Below are 21,413 nucleotides of genomic sequence, written 5' to 3'. Positions count from 1 at the left end.
CCATGAAACCGTAAACTGGTTGATTTTAAAGTTATCTGCGCGCCACAATTTCGTCAATTTCCCCGCTGAAAATTGTCAAAAGTGTGGCAGTTTTCCAAGTGTCCGCGTCAAGAGGGCCAACGAAAATTTCGTTAAAAAGTATCGATATCAATGTTTTAAGGCCGCCCTTTGGGGGCGACCTCTGTCAGCGCGCAACTCGCATGACGAGAAATAATACGCTGCATTTTTCAATATTGTTGATGTTTCGCCGGTCGATGTCCAAGTTTGACCATTTAGCCGGCTTTGGCCATGCGTTTGCGCTCGTGCGGATCCAGGAAACGTTTGCGCAAACGGATGGCTTTCGGAGTCACTTCGACCAGTTCGTCGTCATCGATATAGGCGATGGCCTCCTCCAGCGAGAACTGGACATGCGGAGTCAGCCGAACCGCGTCGTCAGAACCGCTGGCGCGCACGTTGGTCAGCTTCTTGCCCTTCAGCGGGTTGACTTCCAAGTCGTTGTCGCGCGAATGCTCACCGATGATCATGCCCTGGTACACGTCGGCTTGCGGGCCGACGAACATCCGACCACGCTCCTCCAGGTTCCACAGCGCATAGGCCACGGCCTGGCCGTTCTCCATCGAGATCAGAACGCCGGCGCGCCGTCCGGGAATCGGGCCCTTGTGCGGTGCCCAGCCATGGAACACGCGGTTCAGAACGCCGGTGCCGCGGGTGTCGGTCAGAAACTCGCCGTGATAGCCGATCAGCCCGCGCGACGGCACATGCGCGATGATGCGGGTCTTGCCGGCTCCGGCGGGGCGCATCTCGACCAGTTCGCCCTTGCGCGCGCCGGTGATCTTTTCGATGACGGCGCCCGAATATTCATCATCCACGTCGATGGTGACTTCCTCGATCGGCTCCAGCCGCTGGCCGTTTTCCTCGCGGAACAGAACCTGCGGGCGCGAGATGCTGAGTTCGAACCCTTCGCGGCGCATGTTCTCGATCAGAACACCCATCTGCAATTCGCCGCGGCCGGCCACCTCGAAGGCCTCGCCGCCCGGGGTGTCGGTGATCTGGATGGCCACGTTTGATTCGGCCTCTTTCATCAGGCGGTCGCGGATCACGCGCGACTGGACCTTCTTGCCGTCACGCCCCGCCAGTGGCGAGTCGTTGATGCCGAAGGTGACGGTGATCGTGGGCGGGTCGATCGGCTGGGCGGGCAGGGCCTCGTCCACTTGGGGTGCCACCAGCGAATCCGCCACGGTGGCCTTGCTCATGCCCGCGATGGTCACGATGTCGCCGGCCTCTGCCACGTCGATCGGCTGCTGGCTGAGGCCGCGGAAGGCGAGGATCTTGGTGGCACGGAAGTTTTCGATCAGGTCGCCATCACGGCTGAGCGCCTTGAGCGCATCGCCGGCCTTGAGCGTACCGCTTTCCACGCGGCCGGTCAGGATGCGGCCGATGAACGGGTCGCTGCCAAGGGTGGTGGCCAGCATGCGGAAGGGTTCGTCCTTGCGCGCGATCTGCTGGGGGGCGGGAACGTGATCGACGATCAGGTCGAACAGCGCCGACAGATCCTTGCGCGGCCCGTCCAGTTCCATGTCGGCCCAACCCGAACGCCCCGAGGCGTACATGGCCGGGAAATCCAGTTGGTCGTCATCGGCGCCCAGGTTGGCGAACAGGTCGAAACACTCGTCCAGCGCGCGGTCGGGCTCGGCGTCGGGCTTGTCGACCTTGTTCAGCACCACGATCGGGCGCAGCCCCAGGGCCAGTGCCTTGGAGGTCACGAACTTGGTCTGGGGCATCGGGCCTTCGGCGGCATCGACAAGCAGCACGACGCCATCGACCATGCTGAGGATGCGCTCGACCTCGCCGCCGAAATCGGCGTGGCCGGGGGTGTCGACGATGTTGATGCGCGTGCCTTTCCATTCGACGCTGGTGGCCTTGGCCAGAATGGTGATGCCGCGCTCGCGCTCGAGATCGTTGCTGTCCATGGCGCGTTCGGCCACTGCCTGATTTTCGCGGAACGCGCCGGATTGTTTCAGAAGCTCATCCACCAGGGTCGTCTTGCCGTGGTCCACGTGAGCGATGATTGCGATGTTGCGCAGGTCCATGAAGTCAGCCTTTGAACGGGAAGTTGCCGCGCGCATAACGCGGCGCGGCAAAAGATGCCAGCCCCAACGCGTTTTCAGTGCGCGGCGGTCTTGGAAAACAGGTGAATGATCAGAATTCCGCCGATGATCAACCCGAGTCCGGCAATGGCAGGGAAATCAAGCTTTTGACCAAAGACAACCAGTCCGATCAGAGCGATAAGAACGATTCCCATGCCCGACCAGATGGCATAGACGATGCCGACGGGCATCACCTTGAGCGTCAGGGCCATCAGATAGAACGCCAGGCCGTAGCCAACCACCACAAGAACCGAGGGCCACAGCCGGGTGAACTGTTGGCTTGCCTGCAATGCAGTGGTGCCAACGGTTTCAGCGAAAACGGCGAGCAGAAGGATGAGATAGGCGTTGGGCACGGGCAGAGTCCTGACTTTACGGGGTGACAATCGGTGTGTCACGCCGAGCTTGAACATGGAATTCTGCCAATCGGCAAGAAAAATCGAATATGCAGGCTCTTTCGCACCGCTGCCACGTCCACTGCGGAGAGTTTGACAGAGGTCAGGGAAACCCGACTTTCGCCGCAGAACCAAACTGCTACATTACGTTAGAAATCAATGGTTTTTCAGTTTGCCGCATTGAGGTGGCTACTGTGAACGCTGAATCTGGTTTCGATGAAGGTTGTTACGCGTGGGTGGCTTGCTGACGGGGGGTCCGTCGAACATGGCGCGGCCGTCCATGATGAGGGGGTACTAAGTATTTCGGTTTTCTTGCCGGTCGAGACCAGCGGAAAAGGGGCCTTCGGGCCCCTTTTTTTTAACCGTGCTGCTCGGTCACATTTACCCTGATTTGGACGTTTCAAGAACGATCGGCCTGGCCGGTATGAAACAAGAGAGCCTTGTCCGGGCCCATCATTGACTTTCCGTGGCTTTGGCTTTCTTGCGATGCTCTGTGAGCTTTCCGACCAGGAACTGGCGCGCCTTGCGTTCCGCCAAGCGAACGCGCACCTCGGTCAGAAAGGCTTCTTCCAGAGACTGAGAGGCTGCCGCCAGAACATCTCCGACTTCGACAAACAAACGATCCTGGCCGGTTTCGTCCATGACCTTCAACGTATCCTCGGCCAGTTTTGCAGCCAGGGTGTCGAGTGTGTTGGACATTAGCGGGTATTCTCTGTCAGGCGGCGCTTTACATAGTCGGTGACGTTGGTGATCAGCGTATCCATATGCGGCTCTTGAAAGAAGTGGTCGGCTCCTTCGACTTCGGTATGGGTAATGGTGATCCCCTTCTGCTCGTGCAACTTGCTGACCAGGGCCCTTGTATCCGCAGGCGGCGCGACGCGGTCGGCGGTGCCGTTGATGATCAGCCCGGACGACGGGCAGGGCGCCAGGAACGAGAAGTCATACATGTTGGCCGGGGGCGAGACACTGATGAAGCCGGTGATCTCGGGCCGGCGCATCAGCAACTGCATGCCGATCCACGCGCCGAACGAGAACCCGGCGACCCAGCAATGCTTGGAGTTGTTGTTCATCGACTGCAGGTAGTCCAGCGCGGCGGCAGCATCGCTCAACTCGCCCACGCCCTGATCATACTCGCCCTGGCTGCGCCCCACGCCACGGAAATTGAACCGCAGAACGGTGAACCCCATGTTGTAGAAGGCGTAGTGCAGGTTGTAGACCACCTTGTTGTTCATGGTCCCGCCAAACTGGGGGTGGGGGTGCAGCACGATGGCGATCGGTGCGTCTTTTTCCTTTTGCGGGTGGTAACGGCCTTCCAGGCGGCCTTCGGGTCCTGGAAAAATCACCTCGGGCATGTGTGCTTTTGTCCTGTCTGTTTTTGCGCGGCGCCGGGATATTCTTGACGATATCCGTCGGCCACTTTAGAGCGGTTCTAATTGTTGGTTGCGTTGCTTGTCGACGCTGTCAGTCGGAGATACGCACTGACAGGCGGAACGTCAATGTTTTCGCGTGTATGAGGCTTAGGGGACACGAAAATGAAGCTGTCGACCAAGGGTCGTTATGCGATGGTGGCCTTGGCCGATATCGCGCTTCAGCCGACCGATTCTCTGGTTACCTTGAGTGAGATTTCCGAGCGTCAGGATATCTCGTTGCCGTACCTGGAACAGTTGTTCGTCAAGCTGCGCCGTGCCGAACTGGTGACTTCGGTCCGAGGTCCCGGTGGCGGATATCGGCTGGCGCGCCCGGCTTCGGAAATCCGCGTGGTCGAGGTGTTGTCTGCCGTTGACGAAAACGTGGATGCGTTGCGCAAGGGGGCCGGTGCCTCGGGGGCGTCTTCAGGCAGCCGGGCACAGTCGTTGACCAATCGCCTTTGGGAAAGCCTCAGCGCACATGTATATGTCTTCCTGCACCAGACCCGTCTTTCGGATGTGATCCGAAACGATCTGGCGCCTTGTCCCGCTGTCCCAAGCCTGTTTTCCGTAGTCGACGAATGAGGTAGGCGAGCGATATCCGCAATGACGGTGATTCCCTCGGGTGAAAAGATGCATCCATGAAACGTGTTTATCTCGACTACAACGCCACCGCGCCGCTTCGCCCCGAAGCGCGAGAGGCGATGATTGCCGCTATGGACATATGCGGCAATCCGTCTTCGGTGCATGCCGAGGGACGCGCGGCCAAGGCGTTGATCGAGCGATCGAGGGCTGTGGTTGCCGAAGCCGTCGGATGCAAGCCGCAGGAGGTCATCTTTACCTCGGGTGCAACCGAGGCGGCGAGGGTTTTGGCCAATCGACCCAAGGGCTGTGACGTGTTCGTTCAGGATACGGCGCATGATGCCTTGTGGTCGCATCTGGATCTCTCCAATGCATCTGATCGACCTCATGGTCCGGGTCATACGCTGGCGATGGGGCTGGCAAACTCGGAAACCGGCGTTGTTACGCTGCCGCCGGAAAAGGTGGAAAACCAGTGGCCCTATGGCGCGCGCCGGGCGGACTGGTTGCTGCTCGATATCACGCAGGCCGTGGGGCGGCTGCCGTTTTCCTTCGCCTGGAGCGAGGCGGACATGGCCATCATGTCAGCCCACAAGATTGGCGGGCCGAAAGGGGTTGGCGCATTGATTTTGCGGCAGGGGGTGGATATCGAACCGCTGGCCCCTGGCGGCGGCCAAGAGATGGGGCGCCGGTCCGGGACGGAAAATGTCATTGGAATTGCGGGCTTCGCGGCCGCAATTCAAGCAGCCTCGCGCGAGTTGTCGGACGGCACTTGGGAGCGGGTCGAAAAACTTAGAAACATTCTAGAAGAGCGCCTTGTGGAATCGGCAAAAGAGACTATTTTTGTCGGGAAAAAGGAGCGTCGGCTTCCCAACACGTCCTGCTTCATCACGCCGGGATGGAAAGGCGAAACGCAGGTCATGGCGATGGACTTGGCCGGGTTTGCGATTTCGGCCGGTTCGGCCTGTTCCAGCGGCAAGGTCCGCGCCAGCCGTGTGCTGACGGCGATGGGATTTGACGAGGTCGAGGCGGCCAGCGCCATTCGCGTGTCGCTGGGACCGCAGACGAGCGAAGAAGAGATAATGCGCTTTGCCGATACCTGGCTGAAACAGCGTGAAAGACATCGCGCCAGAACGGCGTGAGAAAGTAAGGAGAGAGCCATGGCGGCTTTGGACCAGACCCAGGTCAAGGAAGGTGTCGATCAGGAAACCGTGGACGCGGTGCGCGAGGTCGGAGCCTACAAGTATGGCTGGGATACCGATATCGAGATGGAATATGCGCCCAAGGGCGTGAACCCGGATATCGTCCGGCTGATCTCGGAAAAGAACGAAGAGCCCGAGTGGATGACCGAATGGCGCCTGGCCGCGTTCGAACGCTGGACCCAGATGAAAGAGCCGAAATGGGCCATGGTCCATTATCCCGAAATCGATTTCCAGGATCAGTATTATTATGCTCGACCCAAGTCGATGGAGACCAAGCCCAAGTCGCTGGACGAGGTTGATCCAAAACTGCTGGCCACTTACGAAAAGCTGGGTATCCCGCTGAAAGAACAGATGATTCTGGCCGGTGTCGAAGGCGCCGAGGATGCCCCGGCCGAGGGCCGCAAGGTGGCCGTGGATGCGGTGTTCGACTCGGTTTCTGTCGGCACGACCTTCCAGGAAGAGTTGAAAAAACATGGCGTGATCTTTTGCTCGATCTCCGAGGCGATCAGAGAGCATCCCGAACTGGTCAAGAAATACCTCGGCTCGGTGGTTCCGGTGTCGGACAACTTCTATGCCACGCTGAACTCGGCCGTGTTCTCGGACGGCTCGTTCGTCTATGTGCCGCCCGGCGTGCGCTGCCCGATGGAACTGAGCACCTATTTCCGCATCAACGCGGAAAACACCGGCCAGTTCGAACGCACGCTGATCATCGCCGACAAGGGCTCGTACGTGTCCTATCTGGAAGGCTGCACCGCGCCGCAGCGTGATACCGCGCAGCTGCACGCCGCGGTGGTCGAGATCATCGTCGAGGAAGATGCCGAGGTGAAATACTCGACCGTGCAGAACTGGTTCCCCGGCGACGAGAACGGCAAGGGTGGCATCTACAACTTCGTCACCAAGCGCGCCGATTGCCGGGGCGACCGGTCCAAGGTGATGTGGACCCAAGTCGAGACCGGCAGTGCCGTGACCTGGAAATACCCCTCCTGCATCCTGCGCGGCGATGACAGCCAGGGCGAGTTCTACTCGATCGCCATCACCAACAACATGCAGCAGGCCGATACCGGCACCAAGATGATCCATCTGGGCAAGAACACCAAGTCGCGCATCGTGTCCAAGGGCATCAGCGCGGGCAAGGCCCAGAACACCTATCGCGGGCTGGTGTCGATGCATCCCAAAGCGAAGAACTCGCGCAACTACACGCAGTGCGACAGCCTTCTGATCGGCGACAAATGCGGGGCGCATACCGTGCCCTATATCGAGGTGCGCAACAACTCGTCCCGCTGCGAACACGAAGCGACCACATCAAAGGTGGATGACGATCAACTCTTCTACTGCCGCCAACGTGGCATGGACGAGGAAGAGGCCGTGGCGCTGGTGGTCAACGGCTTCTGCAAGGATGTGCTTCAGGCCCTGCCAATGGAATTTGCCATGGAAGCGCAACAGCTTGTCGCGATCTCTCTGGAGGGTTCGGTAGGATAAGCCGGGTCGCTGCCCGGCTCAGGCCCGGCAGGCGACGGTGGTGCCGAGGAGTTGCCGCGTGACATATCAATCCTTTTCAGACGTTTGCCACGGCCAGTTCCGGCTTCGGACAGAGGACGGACGCGCCATCAGCGCCGAGCTTGGCAGGGCTGGATCGCCGCGGCGCTGCTTGCCGCCACAATTGACACTTCTCCCGCAGTGCGGCGGGGACGATACACGAACACGAGGAAATCATGCTTGAAATCAAAAACCTGCACGTCAAACTTGAAGAAGAGGACAAGCAGATTCTCAAGGGCGTCGACCTGACGGTCGAAGCCGGCAAGGTGCATGCGATCATGGGCCCGAACGGGTCGGGCAAGTCGACGCTCAGCTACGTGTTGTCGGGGCGGGACGGTTACGAAGTGACCGAAGGCTCGGCGACGCTCGATGGCGAAGACCTGCTGGAACTGGAGCCCGAAGAGCGCGCGGCCCTCGGCCTGTTTCTGGCATTCCAGTATCCGGTCGAGATTCCGGGCGTGGGCAACATGACCTTCCTGCGCACGGCGGTGAATGCCCAGCGCAAGGTGCGCGGGGAAGAGGAGCTGTCGGCTGCCGATTTCCTCAAGCTGGTCCGCGCCAAGGCCAAGACGCTGAAGATCGACGCAGACATGCTCAAGCGTCCGGTCAATGTGGGCTTTTCAGGCGGCGAGAAGAAGCGGAACGAGATCCTGCAGATGGCCATGCTGGAACCCAAGATGTGCATCCTCGACGAAACCGACTCGGGGCTGGATGTCGATGCGATGAAACTGGTGGCCGACGGCGTGAATGCACTGCGTGACGAAGGGCGCGGTTTCCTTGTCATCACGCACTATCAGCGGCTGCTGGATCACATCAAGCCGGATGTCGTTCACATCATGGCCAATGGCCGTATCGTCAAGACTGGCGGGCCGGAACTGGCGCTTGAGGTTGAACACAACGGCTATGCCGACATTCTTGCCGAGGTGAACTGATGGCCCTGCCCGAAGCAAAGCAAAGCCCGACCGAAGCCCGGCTCGCGTCGCTCAGCCTGCCGACAGCAGGCTGCACCCGGGATGCGCGCGAGGCGGCGCTGGCCCGTGTGCGCGAAATGGGGCTTCCGGGGCGGCGTGACGAATATTGGAAGTACACGCGGCCGGATACGCTGATTCAGCCCGAGGCGCCAAAGGCGGCTGTCTTCACGGCAGACGAGCCCCTGATGTTCGACCAGATCGACCGGTTGAAGATCGTCTTTGTCGATGGCGTATTCAGCCCCGAGGCCTCGGATGACCTGAGCCTGGAAGGTGTGCAGATCGAGCGACTCGAAGACATCTGCTGCAAGGATTTTCACTGGGCCAAGGAGTTGTATGGCGTTCTTGAAGCTCGCGGGCAGAATCCTGTACCGCGTCCCTTGGCGGCGTTGAACACGGCTTTTGCTGCGGATGGCGTGGCGATCCATGTCACAGGCAAGCCTTCGAAGCCGATTTGCCTGATCTACAAGCACGAATCCGAAACTTCGGACGCGATCCTGCATCATGTGATCCGTGTCGAGAGCGGCGCCGAGGTGACCATCCTGGAAAACGGCCCGGCCGCGTCTCGTTTCAACAAGTGCATGGAGATCGACGTTGCAGATGGCGGGACGCTGCACCATGTGCGGGCACAGGGGCGCGATCACGAACGCCGCGCCGCCACCCACATGTTCACGAGGCTGGGAGAGAAGTCGGTTTACAAGTCCTTCACCCTGACCGTGAACGGCGTGCTTACCCGAAATGAGCAAGTGGTCGAGCTGACTGGCGACGAGGGGGTGGCACATGTTTCGGGCGCCTGTGTCGGCGACGGTGACTTCCTCCACGACGACACCGTGTTCATCACCCATGACGCGGTGAACTGCGAAAGCCGCCAGGTGTTCAAGAAGGTTCTTCGCAATGGCGCCACCGGAGTGTTCCAGGGCAAGATCCTGGTCAAGGAAGGTGCCCAGAAGACTGACGGCTATCAGATCAGCCAGTCGCTGCTGCTGGATGATGACAGCCAGTTTCTGGCCAAGCCCGAGCTCGAGATCTATGCCGATGACGTGGCCTGCTCGCACGGGTCCACCTCGGGCGCGATCGATGAGACGGCGCTGTTCTACCTGCGCTCGCGCGGAGTGCCTGAAAAGGACGCGACCAACATGCTGACTTTGGCGTTCCTGGCCGAGGCCGTTGACGAAATAGAAGATCCGGCGCTGGTTGAAGATATCGTTGCGCGCCTGCAAGGCTGGCTGGCACGGCGCAGCTGATGCCGGTCGCCAAGGATATTGTCGCCACCTATCGGGGGCCGGGGCGCGTGGTGCGGCGGTTGCTCGACATGGGGCAGCGTGAAGATCGCGCCTTGGCAATTCTCATGGCGGGATGCGCGCTGGTGTTCGTCGCCCAGACGCCGCGTTTGGCGCGCGAGGCGCATCTGACCGGGCAAGAGTTGAACATGCTGCTCGGAGGTGCCTTGTTGGCTTGGGTTATCATCGCGCCGCTGATCTTCTATGTGCTTGCGGCAATAAGCCATGTCTGCGCCCGGGTCCTCGGTGGCAGGGGAGACTGGTACGGCGCCCGTGTGGCGCTGTTCTGGTCGCTGTTGGCCTCCAGTCCATTGATGCTTCTTCATGGGATGGTGGCCGGTTTCGTCGGGCCGGGACCGGCCCTCCAAGGAGTTGGGATCCTCTGGGTGATCGTTTTTGGCTGGTTCTGGTTTTCCGGCCTGAAACAAGCGGAAAGGGCCCCCACATGACCCAGATCAACCTGCGCGACCTGACCGTCATGACGATCAAGGACCCGGCCCAGGCTGCCAGGTATCTATTGGCGCTCGGGTTGGGGCGTGAGGTGCTGTGGCTCGGTTTGTTGCTGGCGGTCGTTCTCAATACGATGCTTCAAGCGGCCTCCAACTTGCTTTTGCCTGTTATCGGCTTTGAACTGCAGGGGATTACTCCCTCGCTTGTTGTTTACGCGGCGATCGTCGGCGGAGGGCTGGTCGTGACGACGTTCGCGTTTTGCCATGTTGGGCGCCTGCTGGGAGGGCGCGGTACATTCTACGATGTCATGGTATTGATGGTCTGGATGCAGTTTCTGAAGGTTGTGGTTCAGGCCGCCGGACTGATCCTCGTGCTGACGATACCGATTCTTTCTGCCGTGCTGGCCTTTGCCGCATTCCTGGTGGGGCTCTACATAACCGTTCACTTCATAGACCAGGCACATCGCCTGAACTCGCCGGCCCGCGCTGTCGGCGTGCTGATCGCGTCGGTGCTGGCTGTCGCCATTGTCTCCTTCATTCTTCTGTCCCTCGTCGGAGGGCCGATTCCGGGATCCGCTGCCTATGTATGATGTCCAGAAAATTCGCGCCGATTTTCCTATCCTGTCGCGCCAGGTGAACGGCAAGCCTTTGACCTATCTCGACAACGGCGCCTCGGCGCAGAAGCCGCAGGTGGTGATCGACGCGGTGACCAACGCCTATGCGCAGGAGTATTCCAACGTTCATCGTGGCCTGCACTACCTGTCCAACCTCGCAACCGAGAAATACGAGGCAGTGCGCGGCACGATCGCGCGGTTCCTGAATGCAGGCAGCGAAGACGAGATCGTGATGAACTCGGGCACGACCGAGGGTATCAACCTTGTCGCCTATGGCTGGGCCATGCCGCGCATGGAGGCCGGAAACGAGATCGTTCTGAGCGTGATGGAGCATCATGCCAACATCGTGCCCTGGCACTTCTTGCGCGAGCGGCAGGGGGTGGTGTTGAAATGGGTCGACACGGATGCGGATGGGGGCCTCGATCCGCAGGCCGTGATCGATGCGATCGGACCGAAAACGAAGCTGGTCGCGATCACGCAATGCTCGAACGTTCTGGGCACCGTGGTGGACGTCAAGGCGGTTACCGAGGGCGCTCATGCCAAGGGTGTTCCGGTTCTGGTCGATGGCAGCCAGGGCGCGGTGCACATGCCGGTCGATGTGCAGGATATCGGCTGTGACTTTTACGCGATCACCGGTCACAAGCTCTATGGCCCCTCGGGGTCGGGCGCCATTTACATCAAATCCGAACGCATGGCCGAGATGCGGCCCTTTATCGGCGGCGGCGACATGATCAAGGAGGTCACCAAGGACCATGTGATCTACAATGATCCGCCGATGAAGTTCGAGGCGGGAACTCCTGGCATCGTTCAGACCATCGGCCTTGGGGTTGCGCTGGAATACATGATGGGCCTCGGCATGGAGAACATCGCCGCGCACGAGGCAGGCCTGCGCGATTATGCGCTGGAGCGCCTGACGGGGCTGAACTGGATACAGGTTCAGGGCACGCGACCGGACAAGGCGGCGATCTTCAGCTTTACCATCGATGGCGCGGGACATGCCCATGACGTATCGACGATTCTCGACAAAAAGGGCGTGGCGGTCAGGGCCGGGCAGCACTGTGCCGGGCCGCTGATGGATCACCTCGGTGTCACGGCGACCTGCCGGGCCAGCTTTGGCCTCTACAACACGATGGAAGAGGTCGATACACTCATCGAAGCACTGGAGTTGGCTCACGATCTTTTCGGATGATCATTGCCGGCAAAAGCTATGAGCGCCCTGCAAAATCCGGTTGCACCCGGGGCGGAACAAGGTTAGTTAACGGCCAAGGCACCTGTAGCTCAGCTGGATAGAGCGCTGCCCTCCGAAGGCAGAGGCCAGAGGTTCGAATCCTCTCAGGTGCGCCAGTTTCGGAACAGAATGCGGGATCCAATCGGGCTTGACCCCGGGCTGCTGCAAGTCGCCCGGTGCGCTGAGTCTCCGACGGATCCGAAGACAAGGAAAACCCCCGTCGCCTGCGGCGCGGGGGCGTAGAGGGAAGCAGGGCGGTTTTTTGTATGTCAGCCGCCCCAGCTTCGTACTTCACCACAATCCATGTGGACGAAATTCGAGCGGGAATACCGGCCGACACCGCCTGCGCGACACGCCATGGCGGCCTTCGCCATCTGGTTCACCGAGCGGGACGCAAGTCGCAGGTCAGCGGCTTGGCCTTTCATGTGCAATGAGTTCTTGGCGACCCCGCGAGAGCGCCGGCGCAGCATTGCGTTGGTCTGCGGGCTGCGATAGCCCGAAAGCAGCATGTAAGGTTCGTTGACATCCAGCAGGTTGTGAGCTGCGGCCATGATGTCGACGGTGCGCAGGTCGATCGTCTTGACCTGATCGGTGCGCCAATCCCGCATGAAGTGGTTGATTTCGTTTACCGCGTCTTTGATGTAGTCACCATCGACCCAATAGATCATGTCGAGACGCTCGCCAGTGCGCCCGGAATACATCCTGATGCGCCGGATGTCGCCACCCCCGCGAAGAAAGCCTGCTGCGTTGGAATAGGTGGGCGCTGCTGCGACTGCCGTTGCTGCAAATACACCCAGCAGTGCGCGCCGGGTCAAACCCGAAGAGCTGATCTCTGCCATTGCTGCTCGTCCCGTACTTCTACTGCCTGCGCGCGATGTTACGTGCGCCATATCGATTTTTTCTCTTACCATCCCCAGATGCGGGATTTATGGCATACGAGGATTCCCGAGCCAACAAAACTTTGGGCGTCATATCGTCTTTGCGTCCATTTCGGCGGGATTTTGCGCAATCCGGGCGTGGGTGCCTCATTTTCGCCACAATTGAAGTCCATCCGCGGCGGTTTTGGACGGCGATGCAAAAGCGCACCACGCGTGTCAGGATCAATTCCAATAGTGTATTTGTGAATGGACATTTAGCGGGCGATTGACCGAGACTCCAAGAAAGCTTGAGTGATCTGTGTAGATTTGAATGACCAAGGCCCGTCTCATGAGGAAGCTATTTCGGCAAGGTTCCGCCTATCTTCTCGTTGCTTTTCTTTCAGCTGCGGCATCCAGCGTTTCTGCTTCGGGTGAGCTTGCTCAAACCACCGCCTTCAAGCAGGCCGTTGCCGAGTCGATTGGCGCTGATGCTGGGCTCGCCGAGTTTTACCGGAACAATGCGTATCAACCCGTCTGGACGGGCCAAACGGCGAAATCCGCGGCCCGGCGGGCCGGGCTGATAGAAGCATTGTCGACCGCCGGCATGCATGGTCTTCCGGCGGGCAAGTACCGATTGCAGGAACTTCTGAACCGGATGGAGTCGGCAAAATCGGTTCGCGATCTCGGGTTGCTCGAGGCGGAAATGAGCCGGGTCTTTGTCGCGTTTGCCCGCGACCTGCATTCGGGTCTGCTGGAACCTTCGCGCATCGACGGGGGAGTGGCGCGGAAAAGGCCGCAGGTGTCTCCGGCGGATCTGCTCCAGGGCGTTTCGGGGGGTGATCCCAGGGCCTACTTCAAGTCGCTGGCGCCTGAAACCCGCCAGTACCGAGCCTTGCTGAAACAGAAAATGGCGCTCGAGCGTCAATTGACCCAAGGCGGCTGGGGAGAAGCCGTTCCGGTGAGCAAGATGGAACTGGGCGACACCGGGCCGGAAGTTGTGGCATTGCGCAATCGCTTGGTTCGCATGGGATATCTCAAGCCCACCGCCAGCCCGACATATGATGAAACTCTGCGGGAGGCTGTGCAAAAATTCCAGACTGCGCACGGGTTGGAGCCCGATGGAGTCGCTGGGCAGGGTACGATCACCGAGTTGAACCGCACAGTCGCCTACCGGCTGCAGTCGGTCATCGTAGCGCTGGAGCGCGAACGCTGGCTGCCGCGGGAGCGGGGCGAGCGGCACGTTCTGGTCAACCAGACCGACTTTTCGGCCAAAATCGTGGATCAGGGGCGCATAACCTTCGAAACCCGAGCGGTGATCGGCAAAAATACTCACGACCGCCGCAGCCCGGAATTTTCGGACCAACTGGAGCATATGGTGGTCAACCCGAGCTGGTATGTTCCGCGCTCGATTGCCACCAAGGAATACCTGCCCAAGTTGAGAGCCAACCCCAATGCGGTAAGCCATCTGGAAATCACTGACAGCCGCGGGCGCAAAATCAATCGCGGGGCGGTGGATTTCAGCCAGTTTTCCGCCCGTAGCTTTCCGTTTTCGATGCGTCAGCCACCGGGGCAGAAGAATGCCCTGGGTCTGGTCAAGTTCATGTTCCCCAACAAGCACAACGTCTACATGCACGACACCCCGCAAAAACACCTGTTTTCTCGCGAGGTGCGCGACTTTTCGCATGGGTGTATCAGATTGGCGGATCCTTTTGGTTTCGCCTATGCCTTGCTGGCAAGACAGGAAGACGACCCCAAAGCCTATTTCCATCGTGTTCTTGGCACGGGGCGGGAAACGACGGTTCGGCTGAAAGAGCCCGTTCCGGTGCACCTGATCTATCGCACCGCCTATATTGGCTCCAAGGGTGAGGTCGAGTATCGCCGGGACGTTTACGGCCGGGATCAAAAGATCTGGGAAGAACTGTCGAAGGCAGGGGTGGTCCTGCCGTTGGTTCAGGGGTAAGCACGGGGTAATACTTCCTCTGACAGGGAACCCCGAGACATGCAGTTCACCATCCAACAAATCGCTGATGCGCTTGGCGCCGAAGCCGACGGCAATACAGAACTGACCATTCTGCGCGTGGCCGAGCCGGGCGATGCCGGTCAAACGGATCTGGCGATGGCCATGTCTCCGAAATATGCCGAGGCATTGGCTGCCGGATCTGCACGGGCCGCGGTGTTGTGGCCGGGCGCGGATTGGCGTGCGATGGGCCTGGAGGCCGCGATCTTCGTTCCGCGGCCACGTATGGCGATGGCCGGAATCACCGCGATGCTGGACCGGGGGCAGGGCGTGGCCGAAGGAATCCATCCCTCTGCCGTCATCGACCCCACGGCCGAGATCGGTTCAGGCGTTTCGATCGGACCTCTGACCGTGGTCGGAGCGCGAGCAAGGATTGGTGATGGCTCGGTGATCGGTCCTCATTGCGTGATCGGCATGGATGCTTCGCTGGGTGAGAACGCCGTGCTGCGCGAGATGGTCAGCATCGGCGCGCGGGCGGTGATCGGTGACCGCTTCATCGCGCAACCCGGCGCGCGGATCGGGGGGGACGGGTTCAGCTTTGTCACGCCAGAGGTTTCCGGCGTCGAAAATGTGCGCAAGACGATGGGCGATCAGGGGGACGCCAAGGCGCAAAGCTGGCTGCGGATTCACTCGCTGGGTGCCGTCGAGATCGGCGATGACGTCGAGGTGGGGGCAAACTGCACCATCGACAACGGGACCATCCGGAACACTCGCATCGGCAATGGCACCAAACTGGACAACCTGGTCCACGTCGGCCACAACACGCGGGTCGGCAACGACTGCCTGCTGTGCGGGCAAACCGGCGTGTCAGGGTCGGTCGAGATCGGCAACAATGTGGTTCTCGGAGGACAAACCGGTGTTGTCGACAACATTTTCATCGGCGATCGGGTGATCTCTGGCGGGGGCACGAAAATCCTTTCGAACGTGCCCGCCGGCCGGGTCATCATGGGTTATCCGGGGGTGAAAATGGAAACGCATACCGAGATCTACAAGGCGCAGCGCCGCCTGCCGCGATTGGCGCGCGACGTCGAGGCACTCAAAAAGGCGGTTTCCAAACAGGGTTCGAGCGATTAAATCAGCCCCAAAGCGAAAATCAGGGGATTGATATGAGCATCAGCGACCGCGTCATTGCAATCATTGCTGAGCAGGCCATGCTGGAGCCATCGGACGTGACACCCGAGAGCACGCTTGAGGATCTTGGCATCGACAGCCTGGGTCTGGTCGAAAGCATTTTTGCGATCGAGGAAGAGTTCGACATTTCAATTCCCTTCAATGCGAACGAGCCGACGGCCAGCGATTTCGACATATCGTCCGTCGCTGCGATCATCGCCGGCATTGAAAAACTGGTCGCGGAAAAGGTCTGACGGGCGGCCATGAAACGCGTCGTCATTACCGGGGCTGGCACCATCAATGCGCTGGGGCATTCGGTTCCCGCAACGCTGGAAGCCATGCGCGAGGGCCGCTGCGGGATCGGGGAACTGGATTTCCGCGATGTCGAACGCCTTGCCATCAAAATCGGAGGGCAGGTTCGCGGTTTCGAGGCCGAAGGGCGATTCAATCGCCAGCAAATGAGCCTCTATGACCGGTTCACCCAATTTACCCTGACCGCCGCAAAGGAAGCGATCGAGCAGTCCGGTATCGAGTTTCACGGAGAACTGGCCGCCCGATCCGGGGTGGTTCTCGGAACGGCTGGTGGCGGCGTTTCCACCTGGGATGACAATTACCGCTCGGTTTACGAAGACGGCAAGAACCGGGTGCATCCTTTCGTCGTGCCGAAACTCATGAACAATGCCGCGGCAAGCCACGTCTCGATGGGATACAACCTCAAGGGGCCGAGCTTTACCGTCTCGACCGCCTGTGCCTCGTCGAACCACGCTATGGCGCTGGCCTTTCAGATGGTGCGCAGTGGGGCTTCGCCAGCGATGGTGACGGGTGGGTCGGAGTCCATGCTGTGTTTCGGGGGCGTCAAAGCGTGGGAGGGTCTGCGGGTCATGTCCAAGGATGCCTGCCGTCCGTTCAGCGCGAACAGAAACGGCATGGTGCAGGGCGAAGGTGCAGGCGTCTTCGTTTTTGAAGAATACGAGCACGCCAAGGCCCGGGGCGCAGATATCCTGTGTGAGGTCATCGGGTTCGCGATGTCATCAGATGCGGCCGATATCGTGATGCCCAGCAAGCAGGGCGCAGCCCGCGCGATGGCGGGAGCACTTGCTGATGCGAGGATCAACGCGGGTGAAGTGGGCTACATCAATGCGCATGGCACGGGCACAGCGGCCAACGACAAGACGGAGTGTGCCGCTGTGGCTGACGTGTTCGGCCCGCATGCCGATGACCTGATGATTTCCTCGACCAAGTCGATGCATGGCCACCTGATTGGGGGAACAGGCGCCGTTGAGCTTCTGGCCTGCATAATGGCTCTGCGCGACGGTATCATCGCACCAACCATCGGCTATGAGGAGCCGGACCCGGAATGCGCGCTGGACGTGGTTCCGAACGAAGCGCGGGAAGCCAAAGTGGATATCGCCCTGAGCAACGCCTTTGCCTTTGGCGGCCTGAATGCGGTGCTGGCCTTGAAGCGGGTCTGAAAAATAGCCGGGCCGTCAGTTGGTACTGGCGGCCCGGATAAGATTGTTGCCCAAGGCGTCAGCCGTTGGTGGCAACGTCCACCACGTCATATCCGGCAGTGAAACCCGAGAGAGACAGGTCAAGATTGATGACCTGATCCGGGGCTGTGGCCGGAACCAGTGACAGGGTCGCCTTGTTTCCCTTTTTCATGGCGTCGATATCCGCCTGTGTCAGCCCGATCTGGGCGACACAGCCGATCGGTGCGCAGAAGGTGTAGTTGTATCGCTTGCCCGGCGCGCCATCGACGGAAATCGTCAACTGAGCGGGCAGCAGGGTTTCCAGCGGCACGATGATGGTCGCGGCCGCGACGGCCCGCTGGCCTTCGGGAAGGCGGAACATCGAGATCTCGGCAATCGGGTTCCCCTCGCTGCCGTTCAGGATCTGCAACAAAGAACAGGGATCGGTTTCGGTGTTTGTTTTGATACAGGCCAGATCCCAGTCACCGAACTTTTCCTTGGAATAGCGCTGACCGACCGTCGGTTCGGAATTTACCGGTTGTCCCAGATCAAGGGTTTCGTTTGCTGTCTGGCCAGCCTGGTTTTCCTCTGCCGTGGGGGTGGTTTCCTGGGCTGCGGCCAGGCCGGGCCACATGGCAAACACCGCTGCGCCGAGCGGAACAAGTTTCTTGAACATGAATGTGCCTCATATTGTGCGGGTCAGCTTTTGGTCCCGTCTAACATGGTTGGATTGGGGTGTCAGGAACTATTGTTTCGGTAACTGGGGGCATGGTCGGATTTCCGCCAATGCCGACCCGAAGCAATTGGGAGAAAAGAGAAAAGGGAGCCGACAGACCGGCTCCCTTTATGAAAGATGTCTCCCCGTCGGACTGGCCGACTTAGTTATTGGTGAGACGTTACGAGAGGGGCGGCCACGGGTCAACAGTTATCGACAGATTTTTTGAAGCGGCCCGTGCCGAACGGGATGAGTCAGCTGGGCTATCCAGTTTCTGAAAAGGCGCCGTGCCCTCAGGCACGGCCAGTCGACAGGGAGGAAGCCTGCCCCCTCGTCACATTTCTCGAAGGGGACAAAAAGACTATCGCAGGTAAAGGTTAACTTTGTATGCTTTGGTGGGACCGGTAGAATTCGAGGCATAAGTAATATGAAGGAAAAGGTTTTTCTGGGCGGTGCCGGCGAGGGGTATGGTGTCCACCAGGGTTTGTCGCTGAAATATGCCAACCGCCACGGTCTGATCGCGGGCGCGACGGGCACCGGCAAGACGGTGACCCTGCAAATCCTGGCCGAAGGGTTTTCCCAAGCCGGCGTTCCGGTGTTTCTGGCCGACGTGAAAGGCGATCTTTCCGGCCTCGCCAAGGCCGGATCGATGGACCAAAAGCTGCACAAGGCCTTCACCGAGCGCGCGGCGCGCATCGGCTTCACGGATTATGCCTACCGCGCCAGCCCTGTGGCCTTTTGGGACCTGTTCGGCGAACAGGGTCACCCGGTGCGGACCACGGTTACGGAAATGGGTCCGCTTCTATTGTCGCGCTTGTTGGAGCTGACCGAGGCCCAGGAAGGGATCGTGAACATTGCCTTCCGCGTTGCGGACGAAGAAGGAATGCCTCTTCTGGATCTCAAGGATCTTCAGGCGCTGCTGGTCTGGATCGGAGAGCACCGCGCAGAGCTGTCCCTGAGATACGGCAACATTTCTACGGCGTCGGTCGGGGCCATCCAGCGCCGGCTGCTGGTGCTGGACAATCAGGGAGGAAGCCGCCTGTTTGGCGAGCCCGCTCTGGAACTCTCCGACCTGATGCGAACCGATGACGACGGACGCGGCGTGGTCAACATACTGGCGGCAGACAAGCTGATGGCCGCCCCACGCCTCTATGCCACGTTCTTGCTGTGGCTGCTCAGCGAGCTTTTCGAGGAACTGCCCGAGGTCGGCGACCCCGACAAGCCGAAGCTGGTCTTTTTCTTCGACGAAGCCCATCTGCTGTTCGACGATGCGCCGAAGGTTCTGGTCGACAAGGTCGAGCAGGTGGCACGCCTGATCCGGTCCAAGGGCGTTGGCGTGTATTTCATCACGCAGAATCCGGCGGATATCCCCGAAGATATCCTTGGCCAGCTCGGCAACCGCATCCAGCACGCGTTGCGGGCCTTTACGGCCAAGGACCGAAAGAACCTGCGTCTGGCGGCCGAGACCTACCGGGAGAATCCCGCATTCGACACCGAAACCGCAATTCGCGAAGTCGGGGTAGGCGAGGCCGTAACCTCGATGCTTCAGAAAAAGGGTGTTCCTGGAATGGTCGAACGCACCCTGATCCGCCCCCCCAGTTCGCAGCTTGGTCCGATTTCGGACGCGGAACGTGCCGAAATACTGGCCTCTTCGGAAATGGCCGGGAAATACGACAAGCCGATCGACCGGAAATCCGCCTACGAGATTCTGGCCGCCCGTGCGGATCAAGCGGCACGCGAGGCCGAGCGGGCTGAAGCCGAGGAGGTGGTCGAGGCGCAGACACCTGCCGAAAGGGAATATGCATCTGCGCGGCGTTACAGCGGCACGAGGGTAGGGCGGTCGTCGGCAAAAAGCATCCGGAAAAAGGACACATTCGCATCCGCGCTGACCGAGGCCGTCATCAAGGAAATGAAGGGAACAACCGGACGCCGGATCGTTCGGGGCATACTCGGCGGGCTGTTCCGGGCCCGTTGAGAAGCTCGGAAATCCGTTCTCAACCGTTCATTCGCCGGTAGCCTTCGTTCCGGCAAACCTCATCGGCTTCTTGAACCGACATGCTTTCGGGGCGGTCAATCGCGCGGTCCCAGAGAACTCGCGACTGCGTGTAGAGCTGGCAGGTTACGATGCCCTGTGACGTTTCGACCAGAACCGGGTCGGTTTCCATGCTCTCAGGCGAAATCGAACAGCCTGAAACAAAGGAAGAAAATGCCAAGAGCGACAGATTTATTTTGAGAATGTTCATTTGGTAGTTACTCGAAATCAGCAGGTAAGCAGATTTGGCGGAGATTAAGGTGTCGCCATGATGCTCCGCAAGTCGAAACGGTATGGTTTGGCTGCGTGACTGGCGCCATATTGCTTTTCCACGCAACCGTTGACGATGTTCATGCCGGGATTTGCTTAACATAGCACCCTGACGGGCTGGCAACAAAGGGGGGGCGGAATAGGCGGGCTTTTGGATTTCGTGCGGGCGGTTGGGCCGGCTATCGACACCTGCCGACCATTGAGGGTATGACACAACGCCAGCAAGGCCATGTCGCAACAGAGGAAGGCAGCAACGTGCGGGAAGACCAGCTCGAACCAAGGGCGGACATCTTCTATATCAACCTCGATCGGGTGCCCGAGCGCCGGGAGTTTATCGAAAGCCATTTCGTTGAGCGGGGCCTGGGCTTGCCAACTCGTCTGAGCGCCACCGACGCCGCCGAGCCCGGTGCGCTGGATCACACGGGCTATGTTCCCGGTACCGGCGGGCGTTGGGGGCTGAAACTGAGTGAAATCGCCTGTTTCGAAAGCCACCGGCGCATCTGGGAAATCGCAGTGGATCGAGACCTGAAGGCTGTTGCGATATTCGAGGACGACCTCCGTTTGTCCAGACATGCTGCGGATGTCATCGACAACCTGTTGGCCGGTGCCGAAGACTACGATCTGGTGAAGATTGATTATTGTCCCAAAATCAACAGGTTCGGGCCCGAAGTGGACATCAATGGCGTAGTGGTCCGGCCTTTGTTGACGATGGCCTCGAGTGCGGGCGGCTACATCCTGTCCAAAAATGGCGCCGAAAGGCTTCTGGCACGGTCCGCCCAATTTTCGGATCATCTGGACGATTTCATATTCACGCCCGGTTCAGAGTGGCGGATGTTTCAATGTTTTCCGGCGGTCGCCATTCAGTTTGTTCTGCAGCGGGATGCGGAAGACATTCCGGAAGTTCTGAAAACCAGCGAGCGAACCCAGGCCTCGGCCATCAACAGCGGTTTGGACAAGGGGCCGCTGTGGTTCCGTTTGCGCAGAGAACTACTTGCGGCCCGGCGCAAACTGGAGTGGAGATTGGGGGGCGAGAAAAAGCTGTTGGAGCAAGGCGGGTTCGTCGGCCACATTCCCTGCGCGGACGATCTGGACGTTTGACTTTGATGGCGCTCACTTTCCGCCAGAAGTCGAGCCGGTTAACA

At 59.8% G+C, this 21,413-nt stretch carries 21 protein-coding genes and 1 tRNA gene; 15 read left to right on the top strand and 7 right to left on the bottom strand.

What is annotated here, in order from left to right; genetic code table 11:
* Positions 1 to 272: 272 nt before the first annotated feature.
* The 4 genes from typA to AVO45_RS04000 all read right to left on the bottom strand — a co-directional run bounded on the left by typA (position 273) and on the right by AVO45_RS04000 (position 3,891).
* A complete protein-coding gene (typA, locus tag AVO45_RS04015; RefSeq protein ID WP_068344590.1) occupies positions 273 to 2,090 on the bottom strand; it encodes a translational GTPase TypA in 1,818 nt (605 codons plus the stop codon).
* Positions 2,091 to 2,164: 74 nt separating this feature from the next.
* Positions 2,165 to 2,500 carry a DMT family transporter gene (locus AVO45_RS04010; RefSeq protein WP_068344589.1) on the bottom strand — a complete coding sequence of 112 codons (336 nt, stop codon included), beginning with the start codon at positions 2,498 to 2,500 and terminating at the stop codon, positions 2,165 to 2,167.
* Positions 2,501 to 2,992: 492 nt separating this feature from the next.
* Entirely contained in the window at positions 2,993 to 3,238 is a 246-nt protein-coding gene (locus AVO45_RS04005; protein ID WP_068344588.1) for a hypothetical protein, read from the bottom strand.
* Complete coding sequence (locus AVO45_RS04000) at positions 3,238 to 3,891, bottom strand: alpha/beta hydrolase (protein ID WP_068344587.1); 654 nt, start codon at positions 3,889 to 3,891, stop codon at positions 3,238 to 3,240. Before AVO45_RS04000 ends, AVO45_RS04005 begins: the two co-directional genes overlap by 1 nt.
* Positions 3,892 to 4,071: 180 nt before the next feature.
* Between AVO45_RS04000 and iscR the strand changes: the two genes are divergently transcribed.
* The 9 genes from iscR (at position 4,072) to AVO45_RS03955 (ending at position 11,917) form a co-directional block, all read left to right on the top strand.
* Positions 4,072 to 4,530, top strand: coding sequence for a Fe-S cluster assembly transcriptional regulator IscR (iscR, locus tag AVO45_RS03995; RefSeq protein ID WP_068344586.1), 459 nt, complete (start codon positions 4,072 to 4,074; stop codon positions 4,528 to 4,530).
* 56 nt (positions 4,531 to 4,586) lie between these two features.
* The gene (locus AVO45_RS03990; protein ID WP_068344585.1) at positions 4,587 to 5,666 is read left to right on the top strand and encodes a cysteine desulfurase family protein; all 1,080 of its coding nucleotides are present in this window, start codon (positions 4,587 to 4,589) and stop codon (positions 5,664 to 5,666) included.
* Between the two features lie 18 nt (positions 5,667 to 5,684).
* The gene (gene sufB / locus AVO45_RS03985; RefSeq protein ID WP_068344584.1) at positions 5,685 to 7,205 is read left to right on the top strand and encodes a Fe-S cluster assembly protein SufB; all 1,521 of its coding nucleotides are present in this window, start codon (positions 5,685 to 5,687) and stop codon (positions 7,203 to 7,205) included.
* Positions 7,206 to 7,438: 233 nt separating this feature from the next.
* Positions 7,439 to 8,194 (top strand): Fe-S cluster assembly ATPase SufC, encoded by a 756-nt coding sequence (sufC, locus tag AVO45_RS03980; RefSeq protein WP_068344583.1) that lies wholly within the window; start codon positions 7,439 to 7,441, stop codon positions 8,192 to 8,194.
* Positions 8,194 to 9,474 carry a Fe-S cluster assembly protein SufD gene (gene sufD / locus AVO45_RS03975; protein ID WP_068344582.1) on the top strand — a complete coding sequence of 427 codons (1,281 nt, stop codon included), beginning with the start codon at positions 8,194 to 8,196 and terminating at the stop codon, positions 9,472 to 9,474. The genes sufC and sufD overlap by 1 nt, the downstream gene beginning before the upstream one ends.
* On the top strand, positions 9,474 to 9,959 hold the full coding sequence (locus AVO45_RS03970) for a YIP1 family protein (RefSeq protein ID WP_068344581.1): 486 nt from the start codon (positions 9,474 to 9,476) through the stop codon (positions 9,957 to 9,959). Before sufD ends, AVO45_RS03970 begins: the two co-directional genes overlap by 1 nt.
* Positions 9,956 to 10,549, top strand: a complete 594-nt coding sequence (locus AVO45_RS03965) for a YIP1 family protein (protein WP_068344580.1) — start codon at positions 9,956 to 9,958, stop codon at positions 10,547 to 10,549. The genes AVO45_RS03970 and AVO45_RS03965 overlap by 4 nt, the downstream gene beginning before the upstream one ends.
* A complete protein-coding gene (locus AVO45_RS03960; RefSeq protein WP_068344579.1) occupies positions 10,542 to 11,762 on the top strand; it encodes a cysteine desulfurase in 1,221 nt (406 codons plus the stop codon). Before AVO45_RS03965 ends, AVO45_RS03960 begins: the two co-directional genes overlap by 8 nt.
* Before the next feature lie 78 nt (positions 11,763 to 11,840).
* Positions 11,841 to 11,917, top strand: a tRNA-Arg gene (locus tag AVO45_RS03955).
* A gap of 153 nt (positions 11,918 to 12,070) precedes the next feature.
* Here AVO45_RS03955 and mepK read toward each other — a convergent pair.
* On the bottom strand, positions 12,071 to 12,640 hold the full coding sequence (gene mepK / locus AVO45_RS03950; RefSeq protein ID WP_068344578.1) for a peptidoglycan L,D-endopeptidase MepK: 570 nt from the start codon (positions 12,638 to 12,640) through the stop codon (positions 12,071 to 12,073).
* A gap of 349 nt (positions 12,641 to 12,989) precedes the next feature.
* Here mepK and AVO45_RS03945 point away from each other — a divergent pair, with 349 nt between their 5' ends.
* From AVO45_RS03945 to AVO45_RS03930, 4 genes are read left to right on the top strand one after another with little or no spacing between them, the layout of a single operon-like run.
* The gene (locus AVO45_RS03945; RefSeq protein ID WP_068344577.1) at positions 12,990 to 14,618 is read left to right on the top strand and encodes a L,D-transpeptidase family protein; all 1,629 of its coding nucleotides are present in this window, start codon (positions 12,990 to 12,992) and stop codon (positions 14,616 to 14,618) included.
* A 39-nt stretch (positions 14,619 to 14,657) separates the two neighbouring features.
* Complete coding sequence (gene lpxD, locus AVO45_RS03940; protein WP_068344576.1) at positions 14,658 to 15,749, top strand: UDP-3-O-(3-hydroxymyristoyl)glucosamine N-acyltransferase; 1,092 nt, start codon at positions 14,658 to 14,660, stop codon at positions 15,747 to 15,749.
* Positions 15,750 to 15,781: 32 nt separating this feature from the next.
* Complete coding sequence (locus tag AVO45_RS03935; RefSeq protein ID WP_068344575.1) at positions 15,782 to 16,039, top strand: acyl carrier protein; 258 nt, start codon at positions 15,782 to 15,784, stop codon at positions 16,037 to 16,039.
* Positions 16,040 to 16,048: 9 nt separating this feature from the next.
* Positions 16,049 to 17,257, top strand: a complete 1,209-nt coding sequence (locus AVO45_RS03930; protein WP_068344574.1) for a beta-ketoacyl-[acyl-carrier-protein] synthase family protein — start codon at positions 16,049 to 16,051, stop codon at positions 17,255 to 17,257.
* A gap of 58 nt (positions 17,258 to 17,315) precedes the next feature.
* On the opposite strand, the gene AVO45_RS03925 is transcribed toward AVO45_RS03930, so the two are convergent.
* Positions 17,316 to 17,930: an invasion associated locus B family protein gene (locus AVO45_RS03925; RefSeq protein ID WP_068344573.1), complete on the bottom strand. Its 615-nt coding sequence runs from the start codon at positions 17,928 to 17,930 to the stop codon at positions 17,316 to 17,318.
* 466 nt (positions 17,931 to 18,396) lie between these two features.
* Here AVO45_RS03925 and AVO45_RS03920 point away from each other — a divergent pair, with 466 nt between their 5' ends.
* Positions 18,397 to 19,944, top strand: a complete 1,548-nt coding sequence (locus AVO45_RS03920) for a helicase HerA-like domain-containing protein (protein WP_068344572.1) — start codon at positions 18,397 to 18,399, stop codon at positions 19,942 to 19,944.
* 19 nt (positions 19,945 to 19,963) lie between these two features.
* Here the strand turns inward: AVO45_RS03920 and AVO45_RS03915 are convergent, their stop codons facing one another.
* Positions 19,964 to 20,338 carry a hypothetical protein gene (locus tag AVO45_RS03915; RefSeq protein WP_240482056.1) on the bottom strand — a complete coding sequence of 125 codons (375 nt, stop codon included), beginning with the start codon at positions 20,336 to 20,338 and terminating at the stop codon, positions 19,964 to 19,966.
* A gap of 140 nt (positions 20,339 to 20,478) precedes the next feature.
* On the opposite strand from AVO45_RS03915, the gene AVO45_RS03910 reads away from it, so the two are divergent.
* Complete coding sequence (locus tag AVO45_RS03910; RefSeq protein WP_068344570.1) at positions 20,479 to 21,369, top strand: glycosyltransferase family 25 protein; 891 nt, start codon at positions 20,479 to 20,481, stop codon at positions 21,367 to 21,369.
* Positions 21,370 to 21,413: the final 44 nt, after the last annotated feature.

Source organism: Ruegeria marisrubri (assembly GCF_001507595.1).
Classification (GTDB): Bacteria; Pseudomonadota; Alphaproteobacteria; order Rhodobacterales; family Rhodobacteraceae; genus Ruegeria; species Ruegeria marisrubri.
The sequence above is the reverse complement of the archived record's forward strand: the minus strand, read 5'-3'. Positions and strand labels throughout refer to the sequence as shown.

Bases quoted from the DNA above. Each gene is read 5' to 3' on its own strand.
- mepK (WP_068344578.1), bottom strand. From the start codon at position 12,640: ATGGCAGAGATCAGCTCTTCGGGTTTGACCCGGCGCGCACTGCTGGGT.
- sufD (WP_068344582.1), top strand. From the start codon at position 8,194: ATGGCCCTGCCCGAAGCAAAGCAAAGCCCGACCGAAGCCCGGCTCGCG.
- AVO45_RS03945 (WP_068344577.1), top strand. From the start codon at position 12,990: ATGACCAAGGCCCGTCTCATGAGGAAGCTATTTCGGCAAGGTTCCGCC.
- sufB (WP_068344584.1), top strand. From the start codon at position 5,685: ATGGCGGCTTTGGACCAGACCCAGGTCAAGGAAGGTGTCGATCAGGAA.
- iscR (WP_068344586.1), top strand. From the start codon at position 4,072: ATGAAGCTGTCGACCAAGGGTCGTTATGCGATGGTGGCCTTGGCCGAT.
- AVO45_RS03970 (WP_068344581.1), top strand. From the start codon at position 9,474: ATGCCGGTCGCCAAGGATATTGTCGCCACCTATCGGGGGCCGGGGCGC.
- typA (WP_068344590.1), bottom strand. From the start codon at position 2,090: ATGGACCTGCGCAACATCGCAATCATCGCTCACGTGGACCACGGCAAG.
- AVO45_RS04005 (WP_068344588.1), bottom strand. From the start codon at position 3,238: ATGTCCAACACACTCGACACCCTGGCTGCAAAACTGGCCGAGGATACG.
- sufC (WP_068344583.1), top strand. From the start codon at position 7,439: ATGCTTGAAATCAAAAACCTGCACGTCAAACTTGAAGAAGAGGACAAG.
- AVO45_RS04000 (WP_068344587.1), bottom strand. From the start codon at position 3,891: ATGCCCGAGGTGATTTTTCCAGGACCCGAAGGCCGCCTGGAAGGCCGT.
- lpxD (WP_068344576.1), top strand. From the start codon at position 14,658: ATGCAGTTCACCATCCAACAAATCGCTGATGCGCTTGGCGCCGAAGCC.
- AVO45_RS03960 (WP_068344579.1), top strand. From the start codon at position 10,542: ATGTATGATGTCCAGAAAATTCGCGCCGATTTTCCTATCCTGTCGCGC.
- AVO45_RS03990 (WP_068344585.1), top strand. From the start codon at position 4,587: ATGAAACGTGTTTATCTCGACTACAACGCCACCGCGCCGCTTCGCCCC.
- AVO45_RS03925 (WP_068344573.1), bottom strand. From the start codon at position 17,930: ATGTTCAAGAAACTTGTTCCGCTCGGCGCAGCGGTGTTTGCCATGTGG.
- AVO45_RS03930 (WP_068344574.1), top strand. From the start codon at position 16,049: ATGAAACGCGTCGTCATTACCGGGGCTGGCACCATCAATGCGCTGGGG.
- AVO45_RS03920 (WP_068344572.1), top strand. From the start codon at position 18,397: ATGAAGGAAAAGGTTTTTCTGGGCGGTGCCGGCGAGGGGTATGGTGTC.
- AVO45_RS03910 (WP_068344570.1), top strand. From the start codon at position 20,479: ATGACACAACGCCAGCAAGGCCATGTCGCAACAGAGGAAGGCAGCAAC.
- AVO45_RS03965 (WP_068344580.1), top strand. From the start codon at position 9,956: ATGACCCAGATCAACCTGCGCGACCTGACCGTCATGACGATCAAGGAC.
- AVO45_RS03935 (WP_068344575.1), top strand. From the start codon at position 15,782: ATGAGCATCAGCGACCGCGTCATTGCAATCATTGCTGAGCAGGCCATG.